Annotated in this window: 26 protein-coding genes; 16 read left to right on the top strand and 10 right to left on the bottom strand. The window is 66.1% G+C overall.

The window, feature by feature from the left end:
* Nucleotides 1-86 precede the first annotated feature (86 nt).
* The 5 genes from NET02_RS08040 to NET02_RS08020 all read left to right on the top strand — a co-directional run bounded on the left by NET02_RS08040 (nt 87) and on the right by NET02_RS08020 (nt 3,606).
* Nucleotides 87-596 carry a hypothetical protein gene (locus NET02_RS08040; RefSeq protein WP_284056873.1) on the top strand — a complete coding sequence of 170 codons (510 nt, stop codon included), beginning with the start codon at nt 87-89 and terminating at the stop codon, nt 594-596.
* A 249-nt stretch (nt 597-845) separates the two neighbouring features.
* The gene (locus tag NET02_RS08035) at nt 846-1,286 is read left to right on the top strand and encodes a hypothetical protein (RefSeq protein ID WP_284056872.1); all 441 of its coding nucleotides are present in this window, start codon (nt 846-848) and stop codon (nt 1,284-1,286) included.
* A 3-nt stretch (nt 1,287-1,289) separates the two neighbouring features.
* Nucleotides 1,290-1,457 carry a hypothetical protein gene (locus NET02_RS08030; protein WP_284056871.1) on the top strand — a complete coding sequence of 56 codons (168 nt, stop codon included), beginning with the start codon at nt 1,290-1,292 and terminating at the stop codon, nt 1,455-1,457.
* 2 nt (nt 1,458-1,459) lie between these two features.
* Nucleotides 1,460-1,927, top strand: a complete 468-nt coding sequence (locus NET02_RS08025; RefSeq protein WP_284056870.1) for a cytochrome c oxidase subunit II — start codon at nt 1,460-1,462, stop codon at nt 1,925-1,927.
* On the top strand, nt 1,924-3,606 hold the full coding sequence (locus NET02_RS08020) for a cbb3-type cytochrome c oxidase subunit I (RefSeq protein ID WP_284056869.1): 1,683 nt from the start codon (nt 1,924-1,926) through the stop codon (nt 3,604-3,606). The genes NET02_RS08025 and NET02_RS08020 overlap by 4 nt, the downstream gene beginning before the upstream one ends.
* 124 nt (nt 3,607-3,730) lie before the next feature.
* On the opposite strand, the gene NET02_RS08015 is transcribed toward NET02_RS08020, so the two are convergent.
* The 3 genes from NET02_RS08015 to NET02_RS08005 all read right to left on the bottom strand — a co-directional run bounded on the left by NET02_RS08015 (nt 3,731) and on the right by NET02_RS08005 (nt 7,054).
* Nucleotides 3,731-3,952, bottom strand: coding sequence for a hypothetical protein (locus NET02_RS08015; protein WP_284056868.1), 222 nt, complete (start codon nt 3,950-3,952; stop codon nt 3,731-3,733).
* 273 nt (nt 3,953-4,225) lie between these two features.
* Nucleotides 4,226-5,860 (bottom strand): thiamine pyrophosphate-dependent enzyme, encoded by a 1,635-nt coding sequence (locus tag NET02_RS08010; protein WP_284056867.1) that lies wholly within the window; start codon nt 5,858-5,860, stop codon nt 4,226-4,228.
* Between the two features lie 288 nt (nt 5,861-6,148).
* A complete protein-coding gene (locus NET02_RS08005; protein WP_284056866.1) occupies nt 6,149-7,054 on the bottom strand; it encodes a PHP domain-containing protein in 906 nt (301 codons plus the stop codon).
* 282 nt (nt 7,055-7,336) lie between these two features.
* Between NET02_RS08005 and NET02_RS08000 the strand changes: the two genes are divergently transcribed.
* Together NET02_RS08000 and NET02_RS07995 are read left to right on the top strand one after the other, a co-directional pair.
* The gene (locus NET02_RS08000) at nt 7,337-7,678 is read left to right on the top strand and encodes an ArsR/SmtB family transcription factor (protein ID WP_284056865.1); all 342 of its coding nucleotides are present in this window, start codon (nt 7,337-7,339) and stop codon (nt 7,676-7,678) included.
* 243 nt (nt 7,679-7,921) lie between these two features.
* Nucleotides 7,922-9,274, top strand: a complete 1,353-nt coding sequence (locus NET02_RS07995) for an FAD-dependent oxidoreductase (protein ID WP_284056864.1) — start codon at nt 7,922-7,924, stop codon at nt 9,272-9,274.
* Nucleotides 9,275-9,707: 433 nt separating this feature from the next.
* On the opposite strand, the gene NET02_RS07990 is transcribed toward NET02_RS07995, so the two are convergent.
* Complete coding sequence (locus tag NET02_RS07990; RefSeq protein WP_284056863.1) at nt 9,708-9,968, bottom strand: DUF4383 domain-containing protein; 261 nt, start codon at nt 9,966-9,968, stop codon at nt 9,708-9,710.
* 1 nt (nt 9,969) lies between these two features.
* Between NET02_RS07990 and NET02_RS16575 the strand changes: the two genes are divergently transcribed.
* The 3 genes from NET02_RS16575 to NET02_RS07980 all read left to right on the top strand — a co-directional run bounded on the left by NET02_RS16575 (nt 9,970) and on the right by NET02_RS07980 (nt 10,948).
* Nucleotides 9,970-10,149, top strand: a complete 180-nt coding sequence (locus NET02_RS16575; RefSeq protein ID WP_347711017.1) for a protein NO VEIN domain-containing protein — start codon at nt 9,970-9,972, stop codon at nt 10,147-10,149.
* 177 nt (nt 10,150-10,326) lie between these two features.
* On the top strand, nt 10,327-10,623 hold the full coding sequence (locus NET02_RS07985) for a DUF433 domain-containing protein (RefSeq protein ID WP_284056862.1): 297 nt from the start codon (nt 10,327-10,329) through the stop codon (nt 10,621-10,623).
* Nucleotides 10,616-10,948 carry a DUF5615 family PIN-like protein gene (locus NET02_RS07980; protein ID WP_284056861.1) on the top strand — a complete coding sequence of 111 codons (333 nt, stop codon included), beginning with the start codon at nt 10,616-10,618 and terminating at the stop codon, nt 10,946-10,948. The genes NET02_RS07985 and NET02_RS07980 overlap by 8 nt, the downstream gene beginning before the upstream one ends.
* A 45-nt stretch (nt 10,949-10,993) precedes the next feature.
* Here NET02_RS07980 and NET02_RS07975 read toward each other — a convergent pair whose 3' ends face one another.
* On the bottom strand, nt 10,994-11,881 hold the full coding sequence (locus NET02_RS07975; RefSeq protein WP_284056860.1) for a cytochrome c oxidase assembly protein: 888 nt from the start codon (nt 11,879-11,881) through the stop codon (nt 10,994-10,996).
* A gap of 181 nt (nt 11,882-12,062) precedes the next feature.
* Between NET02_RS07975 and NET02_RS07970 the strand changes: the two genes are divergently transcribed.
* Nucleotides 12,063-14,087, top strand: a complete 2,025-nt coding sequence (locus tag NET02_RS07970; RefSeq protein ID WP_284056859.1) for an APC family permease — start codon at nt 12,063-12,065, stop codon at nt 14,085-14,087.
* Nucleotides 14,088-14,097: 10 nt separating this feature from the next.
* On the opposite strand, the gene NET02_RS07965 is transcribed toward NET02_RS07970, so the two are convergent.
* Both NET02_RS07965 and NET02_RS07960 read right to left on the bottom strand, forming a co-directional pair.
* Complete coding sequence (locus NET02_RS07965) at nt 14,098-14,985, bottom strand: universal stress protein (protein WP_284056858.1); 888 nt, start codon at nt 14,983-14,985, stop codon at nt 14,098-14,100.
* Between the two features lie 77 nt (nt 14,986-15,062).
* Complete coding sequence (locus NET02_RS07960; RefSeq protein ID WP_284056857.1) at nt 15,063-16,058, bottom strand: TerC family protein; 996 nt, start codon at nt 16,056-16,058, stop codon at nt 15,063-15,065.
* A gap of 359 nt (nt 16,059-16,417) precedes the next feature.
* On the opposite strand from NET02_RS07960, the gene NET02_RS07955 reads away from it, so the two are divergent.
* The 3 genes from NET02_RS07955 (at nt 16,418) to NET02_RS07945 (ending at nt 21,137) form a co-directional block, all read left to right on the top strand.
* A complete protein-coding gene (locus tag NET02_RS07955) occupies nt 16,418-18,760 on the top strand; it encodes an ABC transporter permease (RefSeq protein WP_284056856.1) in 2,343 nt (780 codons plus the stop codon).
* Nucleotides 18,753-19,730 carry an efflux RND transporter periplasmic adaptor subunit gene (locus NET02_RS07950; RefSeq protein ID WP_284056855.1) on the top strand — a complete coding sequence of 326 codons (978 nt, stop codon included), beginning with the start codon at nt 18,753-18,755 and terminating at the stop codon, nt 19,728-19,730. Before NET02_RS07955 ends, NET02_RS07950 begins: the two co-directional genes overlap by 8 nt.
* Before the next feature lie 132 nt (nt 19,731-19,862).
* Nucleotides 19,863-21,137, top strand: coding sequence for an ATP-binding protein (locus NET02_RS07945; protein WP_284056854.1), 1,275 nt, complete (start codon nt 19,863-19,865; stop codon nt 21,135-21,137).
* Nucleotides 21,138-21,295: 158 nt separating this feature from the next.
* Here NET02_RS07945 and speE read toward each other — a convergent pair whose 3' ends face one another.
* The 3 genes from speE to NET02_RS07930 form a co-directional block, all read right to left on the bottom strand.
* Entirely contained in the window at nt 21,296-22,237 is a 942-nt protein-coding gene (speE, locus tag NET02_RS07940) for a polyamine aminopropyltransferase (RefSeq protein WP_284056853.1), read from the bottom strand.
* Nucleotides 22,230-22,580, bottom strand: coding sequence for an adenosylmethionine decarboxylase (gene speD, locus NET02_RS07935; RefSeq protein WP_284056852.1), 351 nt, complete (start codon nt 22,578-22,580; stop codon nt 22,230-22,232). Before speD ends, speE begins: the two co-directional genes overlap by 8 nt.
* A 210-nt stretch (nt 22,581-22,790) precedes the next feature.
* On the bottom strand, nt 22,791-24,155 hold the full coding sequence (locus NET02_RS07930) for an NAD(P)/FAD-dependent oxidoreductase (protein WP_284056851.1): 1,365 nt from the start codon (nt 24,153-24,155) through the stop codon (nt 22,791-22,793).
* Between the two features lie 202 nt (nt 24,156-24,357).
* Between NET02_RS07930 and NET02_RS07925 the strand changes: the two genes are divergently transcribed.
* Together NET02_RS07925 and NET02_RS07920 are read left to right on the top strand one after the other, a co-directional pair.
* Nucleotides 24,358-25,320: a mechanosensitive ion channel family protein gene (locus NET02_RS07925; RefSeq protein ID WP_284056850.1), complete on the top strand. Its 963-nt coding sequence runs from the start codon at nt 24,358-24,360 to the stop codon at nt 25,318-25,320.
* 476 nt (nt 25,321-25,796) lie between these two features.
* Nucleotides 25,797-26,600, top strand: a complete 804-nt coding sequence (locus NET02_RS07920) for a ParA family protein (RefSeq protein WP_284056849.1) — start codon at nt 25,797-25,799, stop codon at nt 26,598-26,600.
* The last annotated feature ends 63 nt before the right edge of the window (nt 26,601-26,663 follow it).

Below are 26,663 nucleotides of genomic sequence, written 5' to 3'. Positions count from 1 at the left end.
GATCGCGCCGAGCTCGCGGGCGAGACCCACTCTCGCACATGGTATCCTGTCAGGCAGGAAACGCGAACCGATCGGGGAATGCTCGGATGACGTCGTCGAACTTGGGCGAGACGCTGCGGCAAGCACAACAGACGTTCGCGTCTATCGCGGAGCGGGCGCCGCAGTACGTCGAGCTCTCCGCTCGGCTAGCGAACGACGCCCGCCTGGCCGCGCGTCACCCCTCGCTGCTCGACGGGCTGGCGATGAACGCGACGCTCTTCCGCTTCGCGCCTGGAGCAGCCGCCCTGCTCTTCTCTGCTCGCCGCCTCCTCCGCGTCCTCCGGCTCCTGCAGACGCTCCTTCACCAAGCCCAGCCGGCAGTCATCGACGAGCACCTCGCCGCCGTCGGGCTGACCCGCCAGCAGGTGGACGCCGATATCCAGGCCCTCAGCGCAACGATCGCTCAGTTGACCGCCCTCGGCGCGGAGCGTGCCGGCCAGCTCGCGAGCGAGGGCGCGCGCCTCGCCGGACGCCTGGCCGGCAAGGGCCTGCGCGCTCTGCGCTCCCGGCAGCCGGGCACATCCAAGCTCGACCCATCATCATCCGAGACCTTGTAGCTCGTTCACGGCACAGATCCCCACCTGTCACCCGCCGGCGCTCCGGTCGGCCTCCTCGCGCGCCACGCCTGAACTGGTCTGTTCAGCGAGTGCGCTCCAGCTCACGCGGGAACCTACCCGATCGGGTAGGTTCGAACTTATCCGAGAGGGTGTGGATTCGTCACGACCCTCCGCGCATCTTTCGGTGGGAATGTTGATGATGGCGCGCTCTCGACGTTGGAGTGCAGGTGTCGCTGGAGGCATCGAGCGATGAGCGAGCAGGCAGGACGAGTCCGCACAGTGGAGCCGTGGGCTAGGCATCCAGCCTCCCCGAATGCTGATGCCGGAAGGTTCGTCGAGGCGCGGGCCTCGCACGTCGGCCAGCCAGGGCGGCGCGAGAAGCAGTCGACTGGTGTCGAGGGCCGGCTCGCCTCCTCAGGCGAGCGGGACCGACCGCCCCGGCCCAGGAATGCCGAGGACAGCTCGATGTCGCGTGTCATCGCCGTCCTGTCAATTGTCCTGATCACCGGCGGTCTGGCAGCGCTCTACGTCTGGATGACCCTCAACGACGCCTTAGAGGGCCGCGCCAGCGGGGGACAGGTCGCGCTGGCGCTCTCGGCGCTGGTCGTGCTGCTGGCTCTGCTCGCATGGTGCAAACGCGTTTTCGAGCGCTGGATGACGAGAGCCGAATACGCCCGGGACAGGAGGTGAGGCATGCATCCGCAGCGGCAGCAGCTCGGTCCCGTACGTGCTCCAGAGGAGCGCGCCGACCCAGCCGAAGAGAGGCATCCGTACGGCACTCTGTTCCTTCTGCTCGTGTACCTGATCGTCGTCATCGCCATCTGGGGCACGGTGTACCTCACGATGCTGGAGCGAGGCTAGCGATGCGCATCGAACGGTACGAGAAGATCTTCATGGCGCTCACGCTCGTCGTGCTCCTCGCCGCGCTGGCCGCAATCGGGGTAGGGGTGTTCGCTGCCGAGGTTCACCTGCCCGCGCCAGCCGGGCGGGTCGATCCCCGGCAGATCCGCCGGACAGCGCCGTTCGACCAGCCAGGCGTCCGTGAGGTGGCGCCAGGCGAGTACGAGGCCGTGATCATCGCGCGAGCCTGGGCCTTCGAGCCGAACGAGATCCGCGTTCCCCGCGGCTCGACCGTCCGCTTCCGCGTCGCTTCTGCCGATGTCATCCACGGCTTCCTGGTCGAGAACACGAACATCAACGTGATGGTGATCCCCGGGCAAGTGGCCGAGGTCGCGGCGCGCTTCGATCGACCGGGCGAATACGTGTTCCTGTGCCACGAGTACTGCGGGTTCGGGCATCACCAGATGTTCGGGAAGGTGATCGTCGAATGAGCAGCATCGCGCGAACCACCGGCATGGAGTACAGCGGGCCGGCGGAGACGATCTATCTGGCCGAGCAGCTCTGGCCTATCCGCGGCCAGCTCTACCTCGGGCTGCTCGGCCTGGCGGTCGGCGGCTATCTCGGCCTGCTCCAGGCGCTGGAGCGGATCGGCATCGATCTGTATTCCGCGCACTTCTTGAAGAGCTACTACCAGGGACTGACGATCCACGGCGTGTTGCTGGCCTTCCTGTTCACGTTCGCCTTCTCGAACAGCTTTCTCTCGCTCACGACCATCCGCGGGTTCGAGCGCCCGCTCGCCAGCACCTGGCTCGCTCAGGGGGCGTTTTGGACGATGCTGGCCGGCACCGTGCTAGCCGCCTTCGCCATCCTCACGAACCAGGCGACAGTGCTCTTCACCTTCTACGCGCCGTTGAAGGCGAGCTCGCTGTTCTACCTGGGCGCCGTCTTCCTGGTGCTGTCGACCTGGCTCACCTCGGCGAACCAGCTTCTCACTCTCCGGGCCTGGCGTCGCGAGCACCCGGAGGAGCCTATTCCCCTCCTCGGCTTCGTCTCGGTCGTCCCCTACCTGATGTGGGATCTGGCCTCCGTGGGCGTGGCGATCCTCGTCGTCGTGTTCCTGCTGCCGTGGTCGCTCGGCATCCTGAGCCATGTCGATCCGCAGTTCGACCGCCTGCTCTTCTGGTTCACCGGTCACCCGATCGTCTACTTCTGGCTGCTGCCAGCCTATGTCTCCTGGTATCTGATGATCCCGGCCCAGGTCGGCGGCCGGCTCTTCAGCGACGGCCTGACACGCTTCGTCTTCCTGCTCTTCCTCGTGCTGTCGACACCAACCGGGCTACACCACCAGTTCACCGACCCCGGCATGCCTACCGTGATGAAGACAGTCCACCTCTTCACCACCTTCGCAGTCGTCTATCCGAGCTTCATCACGGCCTTCACCGTGATGGCCGCGCTGGAATCGGGTGGCCGGGCGCGGGGCGGGCGAGGACTCCTGGGCTGGATCCGGGCACTGCCCTGGAAGGATCCGAGCGTCAACGCTCAGCTCCTGGCGATGCTGGTCTTTACCCTCGGCGGGGCCACCGGCATTGTCAATGCGAGCTACAGCGTCAACCTCGTCGTCCACAACACGGCGTTCGTCCCCGGCCACTTCCACATGACGGTCGGTACGGCCGTGGCGCTGACCGCGATGGGTATCTGCTACTGGCTGATCCCGTTTCTCTCCGGGCGCGAGCTCTGGGGGCGGCGACTTGCGCTGGCACAAGCCTGGCTGTGGGCGATCGGGATGCTGGTCTTCGCGCGCGGGCAGATCGCAGGCGGCCTCAGCGGCATGCCTCGCCGGACGGCGATCGGCGACGCCGCGTATCTCGATCTGTTCCAGTGGTCGCTCGATAACTGGCTGACGGCGATCGGTGGCATCGTGATGACGACGAGCGGCCTGCTCTTCTTCATCGTTATGCTCCGGACGCTCTTCTTCTCCCGCCCGCTCGCCGCGCCGGTAGAGATCCCGGTGGCCGAGACCGTCCACGGCGCGCGGGAGAGCTGGCCGCTGTTCGACAGGCTCGGACTCTGGTTCCTGATCGCGGTGGGGTTGGCCGTCGTGGCCTACGTCCCAGTGATCCTCGGGTACCTGCCGCTCAACCCAGTCTCACCTCCGATTCGGGTGTACTGAACGGGAACACCGGGAGGCTAACCTGCGCGACGGCACCTCGATCGACGACGGGGCAAGAGGCGGAGGACACTAGCCGTGCGCGGGGGAGGGGAATCACCTCCGCCTCTCCGCCCCCCATCGCGCGCTACGACGAGACTGGCCGAGCCTCCTGCTCGACGGAGAGACTGTCGAGCGCCACTCCAGGCTGCGCAGCCACCGATCCCGCCTCCGGCGGCACCATGCTGGTGACCAGTGCACTGTGCAGGACCGAGACGATAAATCGCTCCAAAGGTATCCCCTGCTGGATCGAAAGCTCACGAAGACGCCAGTACATCTCTTTCGACAGTCGAACCGTTACATTCGGCATCGTGCAGTCTCCCATCTTATACACCAGCGAAAGTGCGTACGATCACGCTCATTATAACCAACTGTAAGAAACGCGCTAGTATTCTGTCCTGGCCGAACCAGTTGACCAGGAGCGAACGACCCTCTCCTGTCCACCTGAGGCCACGACCCAGCGCCTCTAGGCGCCTACCACTTCGGGCGCCTAGGTTCACAGCAAGCCCGCGACCATGAGTTCGCCCCCGGCGAACCCACGCCCCCCAGCCAGGGTCGGTATCCGAGCTCGAGCTCCGGCCAGCTAGACCGCCTGCTGTCGGCGACCTGCCATGACGATGCTCCAGATGCTCGGCATCTCCCCGACAGGCACTTCAATGAGTACCGGATGCCCAACGCCGAGCGAGCGCTCGAGCGCCTGCTTGAGCTGTTCCGGCCCCTCCGCTCGAATCCCCTCCACGCCGAACGCCTCTGCGAGCTTGACGAAGTCGGGGTTGTACAGATCCGACGCAATCAGCCGGCCGTTGAACCGCTCCTTCTGGATGCGACGCACATTGCCGTAGGCGTTGTCGTTGAAGACCACCGTCACCAGGTTGATCCGGTGCTGGACAGCGGTCGCGAGCTCCTGGACGTTGTACATGAAGCCACCGTCGCCGTTGATGGAGATGACCGCTTTGTCGGGGTTCGCTACCTGGGCCCCGAGCGCGGTCGCAAAGCCGTACCCCAGCGTGCCCTGGTAACCGGAGGTCAGTAAGGTCCGCGGCCGGTAGACCGGGAACGCGTTCCAGGTCCAGTACCCCACCTGCGTGCTCTCGCTCACGAGGATGCCGTCGTCCGGTAAGACCTCGCGTAGCGCCATCGCGTAGGCCGCCTGCGGCTGAACCTCCCAGAGCAGATCCTCGATGCGCTCCTTCAAGGCGGTCAGCTCTTCCTTGCGGGAGGCGCGCTTGCGATTGTGCTTCGGCACACGGTCGACCAGCGCCGCCAGCCCACGCTTGGCGTCAGCCACGATCCCGATCGCTGGCGGGTAGTTGCGCCCGATCTCTTCCGGGTCGATGTCCATCTGGATCACGACCTGCCCGTTCGGCCCCCAGTCCGAGGTCGCCGGTTGCAGGAAGCGTGTGCCGACCACCAGGATCACGTCGGACTGCGGTGTCAGCTCGCGCGCGGCGATCATGTTCTGTGCCAGGTAGTGCCGGTCGGACAATGCCCCCTTACCGTCCATCGACATCACGACCGGCGCTTCAAGCAATTCGGCCAGCGCCTGCAGCTCTTCCCAGGCCTCAGCGGCGAGCACTCCGCCGCCCGCGAAGATGATCGGCCGCTCGGCCTGCCCGAGAGCACGGGCCGCCTGGTCCAGCAGGTCGGGATCGCCCTCCGGCTGCTCGGCTGGCTCCGGGTCCAGCAACGTCACCTCGGCCGTGTTCATCAAGACGTCGGGCGGGATCTCGATCTCGACCGGTCGGGGCCGTCCGGTATGAAGCTGGCGGAACGCCTCGCGGACGAGGCCCGGAACCTCTTCGGGCCGCATGGCACGGGCCGCCCACTTGGTGACCGAGCGCACGGCCTCGAGCTGATGCGGGATCTCGTGCAGCATCCCGCGCCCCTTGCCGATGTGCTCTGAGGGGATCTGGCCCGACACGCAGAGTACCTTCGAATTGCAGGCATAGGCCGTCGAGAGACCGGCCATCGCATTGAGCAGGCCCGGGCCGGGTACGACCAGGCACATCCCGACCTTGCCGGTCGTGCGGGCGTAGCCGTCTGCCATATAGGACGTCGCCTGCTCGTGCCGCGTGTGGTAGATCCGGATGCGGTCACGCGCGTCGTAGAGCGCGTCGAAGGCCCAGTCGAGCTGAACGCCCGGCAAACCGAAGACGACCTCGATCCCCTCGCGCAGGAGCTGCGCGACCAGCGCCTGGCCACCAGTCATCTGAGGCATGCACCCACTCCTCTCAACGGCGATCTCTGCGGTATCGACACGTGAGAACGCCCGGCTCGCAGCCGGGACAACTCTTGCGCGCCATTGCGCTGGCCCTGGTACCGATCCACCCTCCGCTCACCGCCGCGGTGAGCGTGGGACGCGCCATGCGGACCATCTCGGTGTACCCCGGTCATTCTACCGCGCTTCCACGCCGGCCGCTCGGGTACTGCAGGCACGCCGAGCTGGCGGATGCCCGGCTCGCCGCATCGCCGAGTGCCCGTACCAGCATGCGGGGGTTGCCGAACTTCACCGGTCGAGCCAGATCGGATTGGACCAGGCGCGCTTGCCAGCGGCGTCGACCAGCGTCACGCGGCAGTACGAGCCGAGGAACGGCTCGAGCGAGCACCGCCACTCGGTGAGCCGGTACCCGTGCACGTGCATGGTCTTTCGTCCCGCACCGCTCACGAAGATCGAGCTCACCGGCGAGCACCGGATCGCGAGCTCGCGATCGTCGAGCTCGATATCGTGGATCAGCGGGCCCTGGCTGGTGTAATAGGCCCCCGTCTTGAGCGCCTCCAGCAGCGCATCCGGCTCGAGCCGCTCGGCTCGCACCCAGACCCAGGCCCCGAAAGCGTCCGGCCGGTCGTCTTTCAGGTGAGTATCGTCGGCCCCGAACGCCGTCAGCCGCCGCCCCTCCGAGAGCAGCAGATCGGCGACGTACCAGCTCTCGCCGCGGTCGTTGTCCATCGCGCAGGTCTCGTTGTAGACCTCGACAGCATGGGCCGCCTCGACGCTTCGTGCTTCGTCGATGGTTAAGCAGTACCAGGCCGGGTGCGCCAGCCCGACGAAGGCGCCGGCCTCAGCGGCTCGCGCGGCCAGCTCGGGGCCTGACTCGCCTGGATGCGGTGGCGCAAAGTCGGGTGGCAGGCCGACGGCCAGGATGTGCCACAGCTCGCCGTTGCTGAGCGCCGGCACATGCAGCTCGGCTCCGAGCAAGGTGGTGAATCCAGCCGTGCGCAGTGCGGTGGTATCGGTGATGGGAAAGCCGTAGCGCTCGAGGAAGTGATCGGTCAGAGCGATGAAGTCGTAGCCCTGCCGGCGATATGCCTCGACAATCTGCTCTGGAGTCGCCTGCCCGTCCGAATTGGTGGAATGCGCGTGCAGGTTCCCGCGAAAGAAGCGGCCTGGCCGGGCGAACGGGAGCTGGCTCATCGATACCCTCCTCCTGGGGCCAAACTCGTACGCCTCTAGTCCATGATAGCCGCCGCATGGCCGCCCGGGGTTGAATTTGCGTGCATCCCGTGACGCGGATGCCAGGCTACCTCACCGGCGCACGTCGGTGTCCCTGAGCGACACGCGATCGCCTGCGCATGACTTGACCCAGCCAGACAATTTCCCCAACAGCGCCTAGTCGCTGTTGGGACGTGCGTACAGCATATATTGACATCCTTCGATGAAAATGTTACCCTTCGCGCCAGTGAAGGAGAGACGACGATGAGCCGGTCATGCTGTGGTATCGAAGACGCACCGCTCGCCCCCGGCGATGTCGCGCGGCTCGAGCGGCTCGCCGAGTTGGCCCGCGCGCTCTGCGACCCGACTCGGCTGGCGATCCTCCAAATGATCGCCGCCAATCGCGAGCCGCTCTGCGTCTGCCATCTGACCGACCGCCTCCCAGTGAGCCAGCCGACTGTCTCGCATCACCTGCGGATCCTGCGCGAGGCCGGGCTAGTCGTCACCGAGCGACGGGGGACCTGGGCCTACTACGAGGCGACCGAGCTCGGCCGTGCCGCGCTGCACGCGCTCTCTCACCTGATGCTGGAGCCTGCAACCCGCTGATCTCGCTCGCGCCTGTGAGGAGGAGCCTTCATGCAGCCGTTTATATCGATCATTATCGATATAGGCGCCATCGAGCCGATGGCCCCGTGCCAGGTGCAACGGCGCGAGCGGTCCGGCGTTGATGCTGACTGCAACGCGCCCGCCTCGACCAGTGACAGCACCAGGTCTCGCGGCCGCGCACCGCCTGGCGATCATCTTCACCGGGTGTGAGCATGTCGCTGGCGAGTCATCAGGAGTTTCGAGATGGCAAACACGGGATCCAACGCAACGCGTAGATCGTCGTTACCGGTCGTCGTGATCGGGGCCGGGCCAGTCGGGCTGGCCGCGGCCGCGCACCTCGCCGCGCGCGGCCAGTCGTTCCTGTTGCTGGAGGCGCAGCCAGCAGTCGGCTGGTCGGCCCGGCAGTGGCAGCATGTCCGCCTCTTCTCTCCCTGGAAGTACAACCTCGACCCGCTGGCGGCCGAGCTACTCGGCCGGACCGGATGGGTGGCTCCACTGGCCGATGCGCACCCCACGGGTGGAGAACTGGTCGAGCAGTATCTCGAGCCATTGGCCGCACACCCGGCGATCGCGCCGCATCTTCGCCTTCGGCACCGCGTGCTCGCGGTCGCGCGCCAGGGGCGTGACCGGCTGTTGACGACCGGCCGCTCAGCCGCCCCGTTTGTGGTACGCGTCGAGACGCCGCTCGGCGAGACCGACATACTCGCGCGGGCAGTCATCGACGCCTCGGGAGCGGTGCCGAATCCGCTCGGCGCCAGCGGGCTACCGGCGATCGGTGAGGAGGCAATGCGCCACCGGATCTTCTACGGCATCCCCGATGTGCTCGGGCAGCACCGAGCGCGCTACGCCGGCCGGCGCGTGCTCGTCGTCGGCTCCGGGCATTCGGCCTTCAACGTGCTCCTCGATCTCGTCCAGTTAGCCGCAGAGGAACCTGGGACGAGCGTGATGTGGGCAGTGAGGCGGGACTCGCTCGCGGGGCGGTTCGGCGGCGGCGAGCGCGACGAGTTGCCGGAGCGTGGCCGTCTGGGCCAGCGAGCGCAGGCGATCGTCGAGCAGGGACTGGTCAAGCTGGTAACCGGTTTCCGGTTGACCCGGATCGAGGAGACGCCGGATGGGCTCGTCGCCGTCGGCGAGGGGCACAGCTTGGCCCCCGTGGACGAGATCGTGGCGGCGACTGGGTTCCGGCCCGATCTCGCTCCGCTCCGCGAGCTGCGACTCTCCCTCGACCCGATCACGGAGGCGCCCGTGGAGCTGGCACCGCTAATCGATCCGAACGTGCACAGTTGCGGCACCGTGCCGCCGCACGGGTTCAAGGAGCTGCGACACCCCGAGGAGGGATTCTTCCTGCTCGGGCTGAAGAGCTATGGACGGGCACCCACCTTCCTGATGCGAACCGGCTATGAGCAAGCGCGCTCGGTCGTCGCGGCGCTGACGGGGGACTGGGAGGCCGCCGAGCGGGTGGAACTGGTCCTGCCGCACACCGGCGTCTGTAGCGGCCCGGTCGCCGCCGATGGCGAGGCGGCTTGCTGCGAACCGGCGGCCAGGCCGGAGCCGGTACTCATCCGGCCGGCCGTGCGCAGCCGCGCCTGCTGCTGAGGCGACGCCTGCGGGACCGCTCGACCCGATGGCTGGTCTGTGCCCAGCCGATCGCCGGAATTGACGAAGGGAGAGAGAACGATGGACTGGAATCCCCTACTCTCCGACCTGATTGTGGAGAGCTATCTCGCTGAGCGGCGCGAACGCGCTGCCTGGGGGCGATGGCTGCGCTTCGTAGAGGCGAATGATCACTCACCACTACAACAGGATGCACGGCACGCTGGATCGCTGCGCCGCAAACTGGGTGAGGCGCTCGTGCCCCTCGGCGGCTGGATCGCCGGTCAGCCATCCTCGTGCGGGCTGGCTCCGGAACTCTCAAGCCCCTGCTACTCGTCGTGCTGAACCCAGCACGCCAACGAGACACAGCGCGCCCGGCCGGTTTAGCCGGCCGGGCCTTGTCTGCTTCTCCGCTGCCTAGACGGCGGCACGCGCCTCATACTCGAGGACGAGCTGGTGCGACTTGCCGCGGAGCGATGAAGCCCCAGTATCCAGTGAGCAGGGCGCTCAGGAGGTGCAAGATCGTATCGGCAGCGTTGATCGCTAGAAGGTCCACGAACGCCGGGATGAAGCCACCGACGAAGAGCAGCAGGAAGACCACCGCCAGCACGCGGTTCACCGTGTAGACGTAGCCCTCCGCCAGGCTGCCGACCAGAATCTGGTGCCCGATCCGGCGATCGAGGCCATCGGCGTACAAGTTGCGCTCGAGTACGAGCGGCGCGGGCCGGACGCCGTATGATGTTTCCGCTGAGCCGCTCGGCTATGATATCTGCTCAGAGGCACCGGATGAGTCTGTCCGTTGCATCGAGGTCAAGCCGCGGGCCCGCACTGGACCTATCGCCCTAACCCCCAATGAGTGGCTGATGGCCCAATGGTGAGGCGCCGAGTGCTGGCTCTACGTCGTCGACCAAGCAGCCACCACTCCACAGCTCTCCACGATCCAAGATCCGGCCGCACGGCTCGCGCCCGAAGAGGTGGTCAAGGTCGTCCGGTACATGATCCGAGATTGGAAGGCCGCGGCTACGAGTTGACCGCTGTGCCGATTGGAGGTCGTGATGGACACCGTGTCGAGCCATATTGTGGTTACCCCCGGGGTTGCGGGCGGCAAGCCGCGCATCGCCGGGCACCGGATCACCGTGCAGGACATCGTGGTCTGGCATGAGCGACTCGGGCTGAGCGCTGACGAGATTGCCAGCGAGTACGGCCTCTCATTGGCCGACGTGTATGCGGCGCTCGCCTACTACTACGACCACCGCGAGGAGATCGACCAGGCCATCAGGGCCGACGAAGCCCTCGTCGCCGAGCTCCGTCGCGAGACCCCGTCCAAAGTGAGGGCCAAGCTCGGTGGCTGAGCAGCTAACGTTCTATCTGGACGAGCATGTACCGCGGGCGGTCGCTGAAGGGCTGCGCCGCCGCGGGATCGATGTGCTACGTGCCCAGGAGGCCGGCATGCTAGAAGCGGCTGACGAAGAGCACTTGGCATTGGCGCTGCGAGAGGGTCGCGTGGTCGTTACCCAGGACGCGGACTTCCTCCGTCTGCACGCGGCGGGACGTGCGCACGCCGGCATCGTCTACGCCCCGCAGGGAACGCCGATCGGGGCCATCATCCGTGGCCTGATGTTGATCCACGACGTGTTGGGGCCGGAGGATATGGTGAACCACGTGGAGTTCCTATGAGCGACCGGAAAACGCCGCGCCTAATCGGCGAGGAAATGGGTAAGCCTAGAGCGCGTGACGGGCGCGCTGCTCGGCGAGCGTGGCCTGCCGCCGCTCCTCCTGGCGCAGCCAGCGAGCCAGTAGCGCCAGGATAGCGCCCATGTAGAGGAACCCACCACCGACCCACATGATCAGCCCGGCGACCTGCTGATCTGTCAGCGCCGCCATGCCCCAGGGCATCGGCACGCCAGCATAGAACGGGTAGATGACTCGATCGGCCAGGGTGATGATGGCCCCGATGCTCATGCTGACCACCAGCGTCGCGAAGATCGCGGCGATGGCCCAGAGGGCCGGCAGCTTATGATGACGAGGCACCGGGTCGATAATCGGCCACCAGAAGAGCAGGGCGGTGACGAAGAAGCTCAGGTGTTCCAAGTCGTGCACGGCGGTGCTGTAGAGTGCCGCCTCGTAGAAACGAGGGAAGTGCCAGAAGACGAGCGCGGCGTTGGCCAGCAGCGTCACCGTCAGCGGCGCGGTCAGCACGGTCAGGGTGGTCCGAACCCACTGCGGTCGCAGCGCGACGCGCAGCGCAGCTCCCAGCCGCTCCGGAGGCAAGCCGCGGAGCACGAGCTGCACCGGCCTACCGAGCAGGATCAACGGGGCAGTCACCTGGATCAGCACGAGGTGCTGGAGCATGTGCATCGTGAGGAGCTCGTCATTGTACAGGTCGAGCGGGCCCATCAATGCAAGCGCCGCTGAGGTCAGCCCAGCATAGAAGGCGATCGGCTGCCAGGCAGGTGGAAGCGGTCTGCCACGCTGGCCCAGATACCGCAGGGCCGCTCCGTAGACCAGCCCTGCGCTCAGCAGGAGAACGAGCACCGGAGGATTCCAGCTCCAGGCAGCCCAGAATGGGCCGCTGGCGTCACCGTGGAGAAGGGGCAACAGGTTCACCATCTCGCCGTTCTGCTCCAGAGCATCAGGCCCGCTCCGTGCAGTCTGTCACAAGCCTACCACAGGGGGCTGGTGCTGGCGGCGAGAGGCCACGTCGCCACAAGGGCGAGGAGTATACTTATGCGCGGTCGCGCCGGCTTGCCGGCACGGCGCCGAAAGCGCCATGAGGAGGTTACTGCTCTCGATGACGCCGATCACGCCAGAGGAGTCAGAGCCCTCACCTCAGCTCGCCCCGGGCGCGACCGTCCCGGGAACCCACCCCGGAGATCGCTACATACGCCTGGTTCCCGCAGCCGATCTGCCCCTCAAGCCCGCCGGCAAGAACGTGTACATCGCCGAGCCGACGCAGCCTGAGGACTCGATCGGACGAGCATGGTATGCCATCAAGCGGCTACTCATCGGCCGGCCACTGTCGACCGCCGAGGCGGCTCATGAGCGCCTCAGCAAGGTTAAGGCGCTCGCCGTCTTCTCCTCGGACGCCTTGTCGTCGACTGCGTACGCGACGGAGGAGATCCTGCGCGTCCTCATCCTAGCTGGGATGGCAGCCTACGCCTTCGTGCTGCCGATCGGGCTCGCGGTTGTCCTGTTGCTCGCGATCGTCGTGATCTCCTACCGCCAGACGATCCGCGCTTACCCGCGCGGTGGCGGCACCTACATCGTGACGAAAGACAATCTCGGAGCATATCCGGGCCTGGTCGCGGCGGCGGCGCTGCTCACCGACTACGTGCTCACCGTCGCGGTCAGTACCTCCGCCGGCGTCGCGGCGGTGACGTCGGCCTTCGAGCAACTCCGGCCACTACGGGTCGAGCTGGCGGTGGTCTCGATCACCCTGCTCACGATCGCGAACCTGCGCGGGGTGCGCGAGAGCGGCACGATCTTCGCGCTGCCCACCTACGCCTTCATCGCCAGCATGTATGCACTACTCGCGATCGGGGCCGCGGCGTGGCTGGGCTGGGGCGTCACCCCTCACCCGGTCGCCACTCATGCGCCCGAGCCGACACATGCGCTGACGCTGTTCCTCGTCCTGCGCGCATTCTCCTCGGGGAGCGCGGCGCTGACCGGCGTAGAGGCGGTCGCCGACGGTGTGCCCGCCTTCAAGCCGCCAGAGGCCCAGAATGCCCGGACGACGCTCGCCTGGATGGGGCTAATCCTCGGCAGCCTCTTCTTCGGTATCACCGTGCTCGCCTATCACTTCCACCTGGTACCGACGGAAGAGGAGACGCTCGTCTCCCAGCTCGCGCGGACGCTCGTCGACGGGTCTCCGTTCTACTATGTCGTGCAGGCCGCGACCGCCGGCATTCTTTTCCTGGCAGCCAATACCGCCTTCGCTGATTTCCCGCGGTTGGCCTACTTCTTGGCCCGCGACCGCTTCCTCCCGCACCAGTTCCGCTTCCAGGGCGACCGCCTGGCCTTCTCCGCCGGGATCATCGTGCTCGGGGTGGTGACCAGCTTACTGGTCATCGCGCGCGGCGCCAGCGTCTCGGCGCTCATCCCGCTCTACGCGGTCGGCGTCTTCCTCGCTTTTACCTTGTCGCAGTCGAGCATGGTCGTGCACTGGTGGCGGCTAGGCGAGGGGAGACGCCCCTGGGCGAGCCTGGCGATCAATGCGGTCGGCGCGGCAACCACCGCCGTCGTCACGCTCGTGATCGCCACCACCAAGTTCGTCCACGGCGCATGGATCGTGATCCTGCTGATTCCGCTTCTGGTCGGGGTAATGCTCGCCATCAACCAGCACTACCGGCACGTCGCCGACCAGCTCCGGCTCAGCCCGGTCGAGATCCGCCGCCGGCGGCGGCCAGTGCCACGAACCGTCGCCGCCGTCGTGCCGATCGCTTCGCTCAACCGCGCGTCGTTCCGCGCGCTCGAATACGCGCGCTCCATCGCCCGCGACGTGACGGCAGTGCATGTGTCTACGGAGCCGGAGAGCGACGATGTCCTGCTTAAACGCTGGCAAGAGGCCGAGCTGGACATACCGCTCGTCATCGTGGAGTCGCCCTACCGCGAGCTCATCGGCCCGCTCGTGGCGATCATCGAGAAACTCCACCTCGAAAAGGGATGCCCGTACATCACGGTCGTGATCCCCGAGTTCGTGCCAGCGCACTGGTGGGAGCGATTACTGCATACGCAGACCGCCTGGCGCCTGAAGCGAGCGCTGGCCCACGTCCCGGATCTGGCGGTCACCGGTGTTCCCTACCACCTGGAAGAATGAGACGCCGCGGTTAGCCACTCGATTCGCCTCGGGGGCGGGCGAGCAACACCGGCGTGTTCGCCCCGTGGAGCACCTGCTCGACCGTCGAGCCCATCAGCACTGCGCGCAGGCCACTCCGCCCGTGTGTGGTCATGGCGATCAGGTCAGCTCGCATCTCCCCGGCTGTCGCGACGATCGCCGCTGGTGGCTTGCCCTCTCGAACCGACGTCTCCACGGTGAAGCCACGCTCTTTGAGCCGCGCGGCGACATCTGCAAGGTAGGCGTCCGGTCGGAGATCGCGCTCGCCGACGCGGTCACGAGCCCCCGGCTCCGTCACGTAGAGCAAGATGACGTGAAGTCCCGTAAACCCCGCAATAGACAGTGCATCGAGCGCCTGCTCGGCGAGCGATGAGCCATCGAGCGGGACGAGCACGCGCGACACTTCGACCGCCGCTGTCTCGAGGGGAGCCGGAACACGCTGGCCGACGATGAGTACGGGGCACTCGATAAACGACACCACCCGCATGGCGATCGAGCCGAGCACGAGCCGGCTCAGACCCGTGCGTAGGTGGCTGGCCATCGTTACCAGCGGCTCGTTGACCTGACTGGCAATCCGAACGATGGCCGAAGCCGGGTCGCCCTCGTCGACCTCGAGCGAGACGACGCGACCGTCGAAGGTACGCGCGACCTCTTCGAGATAGGTCAGGCACTCCGCCCGCCAGTCGTCGAGGAGCTGTCTGAGCAGGGCCTGATCGGCCATCGCCAGAAGCCCCGGCGGAATATCCAGCGCGGTCAGCAGGACGACTTCGGCGGCGAGCTGCTTTGCTAGCCCGCGCGCCCAGGGCAGCGCGCGTTCGCTGACGCCGTGGGGATCAGCCTTCGTCCGGTCGCAGAGCAGCGGCACGATAATCGTCGGCATTCTGTCCTCTCTTCGTCCTCCGACCGCTTCCGGTCGCAGTCACGGATCGCTTTTTTCCGCGCAGCCAACCGCGTAGTTCACGACCCGGGCTCGCTGGTCGGCGCATGCGGGCGCTCGCGCGCCGCCGCGGCGGCCTCGGCCACCGACCGCGCAACTCCACGACGCTCCGCGACGATGAGCGAAGCGACGATGGTGATGAGCAGCGTGGTGATCACGACCCCCAGGGAGAGCAGGGTCGGAACCTTGTAGAAGTCGGCGATCAGCATCTTGACGCCGATGAATGTCAGGATGACGGCCAGGCCCAGCCGCAAATACACCAGCCGCTGCACCAGGTTGGCTAGGAGGAAGTACATCGAGCGCAACCCGAGGATGGCGAACACGTTGGAGGTGAAAACAATAAACGGATCCTGGGTGACCGCGAAGATCGCCGGGATCGAGTCGACGGCAAACGCCAGATCGGTCAGCTCGACCAGCACCAGCACCACGAGGAGCGGCGTAGCAAAGAGCCGGCCGCCTTCCCGAACCAGAAAGTGCTCACCCCGGTATTGCGGCACGATCGGCGCGAAGCGCGAGACCAACCGGATCGCGATGTTGTTCTCGACATCGACTTCCTTCTCTTCGCGCTCCAGCGCCATGCGAATGCCGGTAAAGACCAGGAAGGCCCCGAAGAGGTACAGGATCCAGTGGAACTGCTCGATGAGCCACGCGCCGCCGAGGATCATCGCCGCGCGCATCACCAGCGCGCCGAGGATGCCGTAGAAGAGCACCCGGTGCTGGTAAGCCGCCGGCACCGCGAAGGCGGTAAAGATCAGCACGAACACGAACATGTTGTCGGCCGAGAGCGAGAGCTCGATGAGGTAGCCGGTGAAGAACTGGAGGCCCGGTTCCGATCCTCGCACGAGCCACACGCCGATCCCGAAGAGGAGCGACAGCGTCACCCACACCGACACCCAGATGCCGGCTTCCTTCATGCTGACCGCATGGGCTCGGCGATGGAACACTCCGAGGTCGATTGCGAGCAGGACGAGAATGACCGCGACGAAGAGGATCCAAGCCCACAAGGGAACCGTCATTCACTTCCTCCTAGCCGAGGCTCGCCAACGACGACGGCGAGCCGCTACGTCACGCGTGTGCCGTAGTGGTCTCGCCTGTCCGAGAGCCCCGACCAGCCGAGGAACCACACGGCCCCCGTGTTGACGACTGGCCGGACCGGCGGGCCTCTCGGCCCGACCGGTAGGCTACTCCCCACCCGGGCTCAGTATGCTCGAGGCACTAGCGAATTGCAAGCGACACTCCGTACCAGTCGATCACTGCCATCTCGTCCTGCGACAAGCTTTGCCGTTCAGCAGATCGGCTGTCCCTAACCCGCTACAATTGGCAGCGGGTGACCAGATGATCGCAAGGGGACCACAATTCCGTAAGAGCGACCACGATGAAGCTCGCTTTCACCAAGTCCATCCGTGATCTGACGCGCCGCCCGCTCCGCACCCTGCTCACCATCAGCGGGATCGCCCTCGGCGTGGCTGCGCTCGTCTCGATCAATGCGACCGGGCACAAGCTGGCGGAAGCGCAGCGCGCGACCCATGCCTCGACCTCGCAGCCAGACATTACCGCCTTCGTGGCGCAGGCGTCGCCGTCTCTCCTCAGCGTGATCGAGCGGCGCGACAACGTGGCCGCGGTCGATAGCCGGGCGATCCAGTACACGCGGGCCAGCAACGGCCGGGGTTGGGTCAGCACCAAGCTGATCGGAGTCGAGGACTTCCACGACATCGAGCTCGATGTCCCGACGCTCATCGAGGGCCGGTGGCCCGAGCGAGGGGAGGTCGTCTTCGACGTCACGGCTCGCAACCAATTGGGTATCCAGGTCGGTGACATCGTCGCGCTCCAGCCCACTGCCGCGGATGCGACGACCTATAGCCGGGTCAGCGGATTTGCCCGAGCGCCAGCCACGCTCGACGCCTCCATCGGGCATCAGGCGCTCGCTTTCGCCCCGGCAGCCGATGTTCGCCGTGCGATCGGTTCACGCTACGACAATGCCGTACTGATCAAGACGCTCGACCCCGGGCTCGCGAGCGCGACCGCCAACGAGATCGAGCGTTTTCTGGCTCGCCGCGGCGTCGCGAGCAGCGGGTGGACGGTCCGCGACCCCGAGGCGTTCGTGGGAAGCCGCGAGCTGACCACGCTGCTCGTACTCCTCGAAGCGTTCTCGGTTCTCGGTATCGTGATCAGCACCTTTCTGGTGGCCAACACGATGGCGGCCATCATGATCGAGGAGCGACGACAGATCGGCGTGCTCAAGGCACTCGGCGCCGGGCGTCGCGATATCCTGCTGGTGTATCTCCCAGTGGCTCTGACGTTCGGGTTGCTCGGCGCAGCCGGTGGACTGCTCGCGGGCGTGTTCGGGGGACAGGCGATCACGAGTTACCTCGCCGGACTCACCGGGCTTGTGCTGCCGCCCTTCTCCATCCGGTGGGCCGATCTCGCCCTTGCGCTCAGCAGCGGTTTGATCGTGAGTCTCGGCGCCGCCTTACTGCCGGCCTGGGGCGCCGTGCGCCTGCCCGCGTCCCAGTCGCTCGCCACCCCCGGCATCCTTGTCGAAGCGCGGCGCGGTCTCCTGCACCGGCTGGGAGCACGGGCTACCGGCTGGCGCCTGATCGCCCTGCTCGGATGGCGTAACCTTCCCAGGCGGCCGGCCAGGACGTGGATCACCGCCAGCGTCGTCGCTGTGGCGGTGGCTGCCTTCGTCGCGAGCCAGGCTGTCACCCAGTCCGTCAGCCTCACGGTCGACCAGCTCTACGCCCGCTACCGGGCCGATGGCTGGATCTTCTTCAACCGCCCGGCCGATCCCGCCCTCGCGGGCGAGCTGGAGGCTACTCCGAGCGTCGTCGCGGCCGAGCCGTGGGCACGCGCCTCCGGAGCGCTCGGGAGCGTCCGCACCGATATCTGGGGAATACCGGCGGCAAGCCAGATCTACCGGCCGCGCCTGGTGGCCGGCCACTGGTTACGAGCGGATCGGCCCATACCGGCGGTGCTTACCCGGAACTTGGCCGAGCGAGCGGACGCTCAGGTCGGGAGCATTCGTAGACTGGATATTGACGACCGCGCGGTTCTCGTCAAGGTGGTCGGCATCGTCGACGACGAGAGCACGTACCTCGGTGCCACGACGACCGGCAAAGTCTTCATGCGCTTCGAGGATTTGCAGCGTCTCCGCGGGCAAAACGGGCGGGCATCGCTGTTCGGGCTCCAGCTTCGCGACGGCGCGCCAGCCGCGGTGGACCAGGCGCTGGCCCAGCTCGAGCAGCGCTATCGCGCGTTCCGTCCCTTGACGCTCGCCTTCTACCAGGATCAGCAGGTTGCCCGGCAGGTCATCGCTATTTTGACTCTTCTCCTCCGCAGTGTCGTGATCATCGTCGCGCTGGTCGGGCTGTTCGGGATCGCCAATACCCTTCTACTCAACCTCGCTGAGCGAAGACGGGAATTCGGCATCCTCCGCGCGCTCGGCGCTGCCGCTGGGCAGGTCTTCACCGTGGTGGTGAACGAGGGTTTGGGTCTCGCTGCCATCGGCTATGCCACCGGGCTGGCTGTGGGGTACCCGCTGGCCCGCTACCTGGTCGATCTCACCGGTCACCAGCTCTTCCGGCTCTCCTTCACGCTTTCCCCCGGCACCTTCATTCTGGCCCTCATGCTAGCGCTGCTGGCAACCGCGATCGGAAGCAGCGTGCCGGGCCTGCTTGCAGCACGGCTCCGTCCCGTCGAGGTACTGCGCTATGAATAGGCGCCGGCTTGCGGTCATCGCGCTCGGCGTCCTGCTCCTCGTGGTCATCGTCCTGATCCTGAACAGCCAACGACACGGTCAGCCGGAGGCCTGGACGGTGCGGCGAGGCGACATCGAGGGAACGATCGAGGTGAGCGGACGTATCGCGCCGGCGCACCCGGTCGCCGTGCGCAGCGCCGTGGAGAGCCGGGTGGAGACCATCGCGGTTGAGGTGGGCGATCGCGTGCAGGCGGGCGATATCTTGGTCACGCTCGATCCAGCCCCGCTAGAGGCACGGCTCAGCCAGGTGGAAGACCAGCTCCTGGCCACAGAGGTTGCGGTGGCTATGCTGGATCGCTCGGGACAGCAAGCAGCGCTCGAGGATCGGCTCGTTGCTGAGCAGCGACTGCGCCAGGCCGAGGAAGCGTACCAAGAGGCGCAGCGGGCACTGGCAGAGACCTTCATTTTGGCACCGATCGAGGGCGTGGTCCTGGAAGTCCCGGTGACGAGCGGAATGCCGGTCGGCGCCGGAACGGTGGTCGCGCAGCTCGCCGATCTTCGCGATCTCGGCGTGAGCGCCGGCTTCGATGAGGTCGACTTGGCCTATGTCCAGCCGGGCACCGCGGTGACCGTGAGCGTCGATGCCTTCCCGGGTCAGGAGATCCCAGGTCGCATAGCGACGCTCGCCACGGTGGCCCAGCAGGCCGCCGGAGTGACGAGCTTCCCTGCCTTCATCGCGCTCGATACCCCTGAAGGTTTGGCGCTTCGGCCAGGGATGACCGCGACTGTGCGCGTGAGCGCGGTGCTCCGCAGCGGTGTCCTCGTCGTACCGGAGCAGGCCGTGCGGACAGTCGGCGAACGCGCCTTCGTAACGGTAGTGACCGAGCGCGGCCAGGAAGAGCGAGAGGTGCAACTCGGCCTGCGCAGCGGGGGCATGGTAGAGGTGGCCTCGGGACTACAAGAGGGGGAGCGGGTCATCTTACGGGAGTAACCGCTTCACCCGGCCGGACTTTTGGCCCGCGCGATTTCAGGACCCTTCGGCATCTAATCTTCGCGCCGATTCGGACGATAACTACAACGGAAGGAGCTACGCGCGCAGCTTGAGAGCGAGAGGCTGTGAACGATGCAGGCGCAGGCGCGATCGATGCTCAACCCTCCCGTCATCGCTGAAGCGACGTCGATCGAAGAGACAGGGCTCGATCTCGGCCTGATTACCGAACTCCTGCTCAAGACGCTGTACGCGCGTGGCTCGATGCTGGCTCGAGACCTGGTCGAGGAACTTTGCCTGCCCTACGTGGGGGTGTTGGAGCGCGCCCTGACACAGGCGAAACGCGAGGAGCTGGTAGAGATTACCGGGAGCAACGGAATCGGCGAGCTGGCGTATCGCTTCGCCCTCACGGCCAGGGGATTGACCCGCGCCCAGGAGATGCTCGAGCGCAACGGCTATGTCGGACCCGCACCGGTGACCATCCAGGCCTATCGCGAGGTGGTCCTGCAGCAAAGCCTGCGTGGCCGCCGGGTCACGCCGGCCGATATCCACCGCGCCCTCGCCGAGCTGGTGCTCGACCAATCGGTTATCGACGCGCTCGGCCAGGCGCTGAACAGCGGGCAAGCGATCTTCCTGTTCGGCAAGCCGGGCAACGGCAAGACAGCCTTGGCCCAGCGTGTGGCCGAGATGTTCGGCGGGGAGGTACTGATCCCGTACGCAGTCATCGCCGATGGGCAAATCATCCGCGTCTTCGACCGGCACCATCACCACCCGGTGGGCAGCGCGCCTCACGCGAATGCCGATCGTCGCTGGGTCCTGTGCAAGCGGCCGGCGATCATGGTCGGCGGCGAGCTGACTCTGGAAGCACTCGATCTGATTTACGAGCCTCACGCGCGCGTCTACGAGGCTCCGCTGCAGATGCGAGCCAACAACGGCGTCTTGCTCATCGATGACTTCGGCCGGCAGCAGATCTCACCGCGGGCACTACTCAACCGCTGGATCGTCCCATTGGAGCAACGGGTCGATTTCCTGACCTTGCACACCGGAAAGCAGCTCGAGATCCCCTTCGAGGGCCTGCTGATCTTCTCGACTAACCTCCGCCCGACCGATCTGGTCGATGAGGCCTTCCTGCGCCGTATCCCGAACAAGATCCATATCGGCAATCCCTCGGTGCGCCAGTTCGCGCTGATTTTCCAGCGCCAGTGCCAGATGCTCGGCATCCCGTTCGACCAGCAAGGACTGGCCTACCTGCTCCGGACCTACTATGTGAACAAGCGCGAGCTCCGGGCCTGCCATCCGCGGGACATCCTGCGCGCGCTCGTCGGGGCAGCCCGCTACCTGGGCCAGGAGCCGCGGCTGACGCCGGAGTTGATCGACCGAGCCTGCCACAGCTACTTCGTCGACCCGTAGTCACAGGCACGAGGTCAGAACCGCGCGGGAAGCCGGGGCCGGGCGCCGGCTGACCACCTCGCTCCCGGGCCGAAACCGCCCCACGCGCGCAGCAGATCGTTGGCGGAGACGAAAAAGCCGCGGGTTGTGGCCCGCGGCTGCCATGCACAGCTCGAGGATCAGGACGTCTGGGCAAGCCGGGCATTGACTTCCGGCATGAGCGGGTGCGTATCGGCAGGTCGCCCGAGGGCGATCGACTCCTCGAGGTAACGCCGGAGGAAGACCGGCAGCTCGAACGCGCCGCGGTGTACCTCCGGGCTGTAGTACCGGCACTGATCGATGCCACGCTCGCGCATCCGCTGGGCCAGCACGTCGAGCTCAACTGCAGCCGGGTCGGTCGTCCGCGAAGCGACGGTAAAACTCCACCACCCATCGTACGACTGGACATGCGTCAGATAGGTACGCACGATCGGCAACACATCGCGGAGATGCAGGTGCGTGGCGGCTGTCTGCGCCGGCAGGAGCATCGGCGATTCGGTCTGTTGGACGACCAGGCCACCGTCTTCCAGCATGTCGGCCAGCCCGCGGTAGAAGTCTCGCGCGAACAGGACGGTTCCCGGCGTCGGGCCGATCGGATCCGGCCCGTCGACGATGATGACATCAAACTTCTCAGGCCGGGCTTCGACATATGCGAACCCGTCCTCGAAGCGGAGGTCGAGCCGCGGGTCGTCGAACGCGTTGCCGTGGATCGCCGGCAAATGCTCGCGGCAGGCTTCGACGACCTCGCGATCGATCTCGACCATCGTCACGCGCTCGACCGGATGCTCCAGTACCCGGCGCAGTGCCCCTCCGTCGCCACCACCGATGATCAAGACTCGGCGAGGAGCGGGGTGCGCCAGCATTGCCGGATGGACGAGCATCTCGTGATAGCAGAACTCGTCCCGTTCGGCGGTCTGCAGGATGTTGTTCAGAATCAGCGCGCGCCCGAAGAGCACCGTATCCAGGATGGCGATCTCCTGAAACTGCGATCGCCGCCGGTACAGCTCTTCGCGCACCTGGAGCATGACCCGCTGGCTGGGTACCTCCGGGTCATCGGTGTGCCACAGCCCTCCGTCAATCAACGATCAACCCCCTACTCACCTGCATCACTTCCATCCGCTCGGGGCGGAAGTACTCCCGCAGCACTGGAACCGCAGCCTCCGGCTGTGTGTGGTCGCCGCAGGTAAAGATGTCAACCGCCGCATACCCGAGCTCCGGCCAGGTATGGATGCTCAGGTGCGACTCGGACAGAATCGCGATACCACTCACGCCGTTGTACGGTTCCCAGGGAAAGACTTGAAGGTCGCGCAGAGTCGCGTTCGTCGCAGCGACGGCGTCACGCAGCGCCTCTTCGACTACAGGCAGGGAGTCGATGTTCTTACATCCCCAGAGTTCGACAATGACATGTCGACCCAGGCTCTTCACTCCCCCATGTACCTCCGCGTTGCTAAGTGAATCACCCCCCAACGCCCATGCATGTTCCGTCCGGGCGTGAACGACGTACGAGTGTACCAAGGACATCGTCAGAACACAAGACCTGACGCTCTCGGCGAAGCGCTCGGCCACGCTCGGGCCGCAGCCCGGGCGGCATGCATGCCATAGCTCTTCTACCGGCGCGCACCGCGCGGCGTAGCCTCACTCGCGGACCGGCTCAGGCTCACGCCGGCCAAGCGCAGTGTGGACGAGACGCCGCGCGGCCGGAGCCGGCTGGCCCACTTTAAGCTGCACCAGCTCGGGCGGGAAGAAGAGATCGAGCGTCCAATCGAATGCGACTCGGAGCCGGCGCTCCCAGCGAGGCAGTTGCAGCAAGTAATAGGTGCGCCACAGCCACCACGCGAAGAAGCCGGAGAACGTCCAGCCGCGGATGTCGGCGGCAGCCGACCGGTGCCCGAGCGAGATCAGCATGCCGCGGGTCCGGTACTCCATGCGCTTCAAGGGCCGGCCGCGCAAGGTTGCGGCGATGTTATGCGCTACGACTTTCGCCTCCTGTACCGCGTGCTGTGCCGTCTGTGGATACGGTTGACCAGTGACCGGATCGACCACCAGCGCGTTGTCGCCCAGCGCCCAGACATTGTCGTGGCCCGGCACGCGGAGAAACTCATCCACGATGACGCGACCCCGGCGATCCACCTCGACTCCGAGGCTCTGCATGAGCGGGTTCGGTTGCACCCCAACCGACCCGATGATGGTGTGGGCCGGGATGATCGACCCGTCGTCCAGCTCGACGTGCTCGGGCTCGACCCGCACTACCTTGCGGTCGAGCAAGACCTCGACACCCCGCCTCCTCAACAACCGGGCGGCGTACTCGCCGAGCTTCTCCGGGAACTCGGGGATGAGCCGCGAAGTGGCCTGAACGATCACGACCCGGAAGTCCTCTGGCTCGATGTTCCGATAGTAGCGAGCAGCATCGGTGAACAGGCTCCAGGCCTCCGAAGCGACTTCGACGCCGGTCGAACCACCCCCTACCACGACCACGGTCAGTAACCTTCGCTTCTCCAGCGGGTTGGTCTCGATGTCCGCCTGCTCCAGCACGTCGATCAGGTGGTTGCGCAGGGCGAACGCATTGCTCAGCCGCTGAACATCGAAGGCGTACTCGGCCAGCCCCGGAATGCCGAACGTCGCGGGCACCCCTCCGAGCGCGAGCACGAGGTGATCGTAGTAGAGTGAACGTGGCGCCTGCTGATGCTGGTACAGTCCATGCCGGATCGTCACCCGCCGTTCGGCCAGGTCGATCTCGGTCACTTCACCGACATAGAGCATGGCTGCCGGCACCACCAGCCGAATCGGAGTGAGAATCGCCTCGACGGCGATCGAGCCGGAGATGATCTCGGGTAGCAGCGGATAGAAGACGAAAAAGTTCTCCCGGTTCACAATCGCGAGCTCAGCCTGGCTACGGCGCAGGCGGCGCTGAAGCTCGTAACCGGTATAGACGCCAGCGAAACCGCCGCCGAGGATCAGAATGCGCGGGGGCTGCTGCTCACCTGGACGAAGCCACTCCATTGTGCTGTCCTTTCCCTCCGTCGCTGACCCGGGTACGGTGAAGCGGGGAGGCGATCAGCTAACGTTTTTCAACCAGATTGTATCAGAATTCACAAGTTCAACCCGGCCACCGCAGGTAGCCGGAAAGCTGCATCGACGCAAGCGAGAGTGTTAGCCTTGATCGCCGAAGCGTCGTGGGTTCCGGGAGAGGAGGGGTAATGCCGTGCCCAGGTGGATCCTCGAGGCGGCTACCAACACCGCGACCGTAACCGGCACGCTTGTGGATCGTGGTCAGGCGCTCGGTGACCGCATCCTCACCGCGCTGCCCTCCATTGTGATCACCGTCGGCCTGGCCTGGCTCGTCTTGCGGATGTTGCGCGGAGCGATCCGGCAAACGATCCGCCGGGTGCTCGAGCGGCGCGGCGAGGCACCGCGCGAGATCGCCGTACGACTCAACACGCTGGCGAGCATCATCGAGTCGGCCGTCCGGTTCGTCGTCCTGATCGTTGCCGGCATGACGGTTCTCAGCACGCTCGGCATCCCGATCGGACCGCTGCTCGCCAGCGCAGGCGTGGCCGGCCTCGCAATCGGCCTCGGCGCCCAGTCGCTGATCCGTGACCTGATCGGCGGGTTTTTCATTGTCCTGGAAGACCAGTACCATGTCGGCGACGTCATCCAGGTCAACAACACCAGCGGCCCGAGCGGGCTGGTTGAGCAGCTCACCTTGCGCTACACCGCGCTGCGCGGGCTCGATGGGTCATACACCATCGTGCCGAACGGCGACATCCGCACCGTTACGAACCTGACCAAGGACTGGGCTCGAGCCGTGATCGATGTCGATATCGCCTACGAGGAGGATCTGGGCAAGGCCATGGCCGTGCTGCAAGAGGTGCTGGGCGGTCTGGACCAGGATCCCGAGCTCGCGCATGCCATTCTCGAGCCAGGCGAGATCCTCGGCGTCGAGGCGCTCAGCCCTTCGCACGCCACGGTACGACTCATGGTCAAGACGCGACCGATGGAGCAGTGGCGGGTTGCGCGGGCCCTGCGCCAGCGGATCAAGACGGCGTTCGAGCAAGCGGGAATTACGATCCCCTATCCGCGTAACGTGACCATCGTTCAGCCAGCTACCGAGTTCCCATCACCCAGCCAGGCCCAGCAACAGCCCACTCAAGAACGACGAGCGTAGGGAACCTGTCTTCGGCTCGAAGTCCAGCAGGGCTGCGTGCCGGACAGGCAAGGAGCCCATCCGATCGCGGTCCACTGGGGTTCACGCCGGTGACCGTTGCGTGCGCAGCCACTAGCCAAGCTCGCACTGCCGTTTGCCGGCGCGATGAACGTACATTCAGGGTCGATCACATCCGGCTCCTCGCCTGCCATTCCGGCCTGCCGCCGTCGCCCTGCGCGGGGAGTGAGCCCAGTCTCACGCAGCATGGCCGGCTGAACTCGGCTTCGCTGCTCAGGCTGATGCGTCTTCGCGGGGCGGCATAGCGAGCTCGCTTCAGCGTACTCGGAATCTCAACTTCCACGCCGGGCGATGCCAGCACGCGCGCCCAGGGTGTGCAAGATCGCAACAACCCTAAGAACGTACGCCCTTGTCTCGCACGTGTCGAGATGCTAGACTGTAACAATTAACATCGGCCTGCGGAGGCAGGGGGCGGCGGCTTGCGGCGGGTCCTGGCACTGGCGAACCAGAAGGGCGGCGTCGGCAAAACGACTACAGCCGTCAATCTCAGTGTGTTTCTGGCCCGTTCGGGTCACCGCACCCTCCTGGTGGATATCGACCCTCAGGCCAACGCAACGAGCAGCCTCGGCATCGACAAGCTCGCGCTCCCGGAGACGGTCTACGACGCGCTCGCCGGTGAACGGCCAGTCACCGATTGCCTGCTGAGGGATGTGAGGCCGGGTCTCGATCTCCTCCCGGCCAGCAGTACGCTCGCGGGCGCAGAAGTCGAGCTGGTCAGCGCGCCCCGGCGGGAATTCAGGCTGCGGGACGCGCTGGAGCCAATCGGCAGTGAATACGAGGTCATTTTGATCGACTGCCCGCCCTCGCTCGGCTTGCTGACGGTGAACGCGTTGACTGCGGCCCGGGAGGTGATCATCCCGATCCAATGCGAGTACCTTGCCCTCGAGGGCCTGGTACAGCTCGTCAACACGCTCGATTTGATCAAGCGGCGGCTCAACCCGCCGCTCGACGTCTTCGGCGTGTTGATGACGATGTTCGACGCGCGCACGCGATTGGCGGCGCAGGTCGTGCAGGAAGTACGGCGCTTCTTTCCCCGGCGGATGTTCCGGACCATCATTCCGAGGACTGTTCGCCTAGCCGAGGCACCGAGCTACGGAAAGGCCATTTTCGAATACGATCCCTCGTCTCGCGCAGCCCAGGCCTACGCCGAGCTGGGGCGGGAGCTGCTGGAACGGCTGGCGCTCTCCACCTCGGCTGGTACCGTAGCCGCTGGCTCGGATTGAAAGACGTGCAGCTGCTGGTGCAGCGCCGGCCCTCGCAGGGCACAGAGCTGCGGCACGTGGAGA

The organism is Thermalbibacter longus, assembly GCF_023806485.1.
GTDB classification, from domain to species: domain Bacteria; phylum Chloroflexota; class Chloroflexia; order Thermomicrobiales; family Thermomicrobiaceae; genus Thermalbibacter; species Thermalbibacter longus.
Note: the sequence above shows the minus strand (reverse complement) of the source record. Positions and strands in the feature narration are given on the sequence as shown.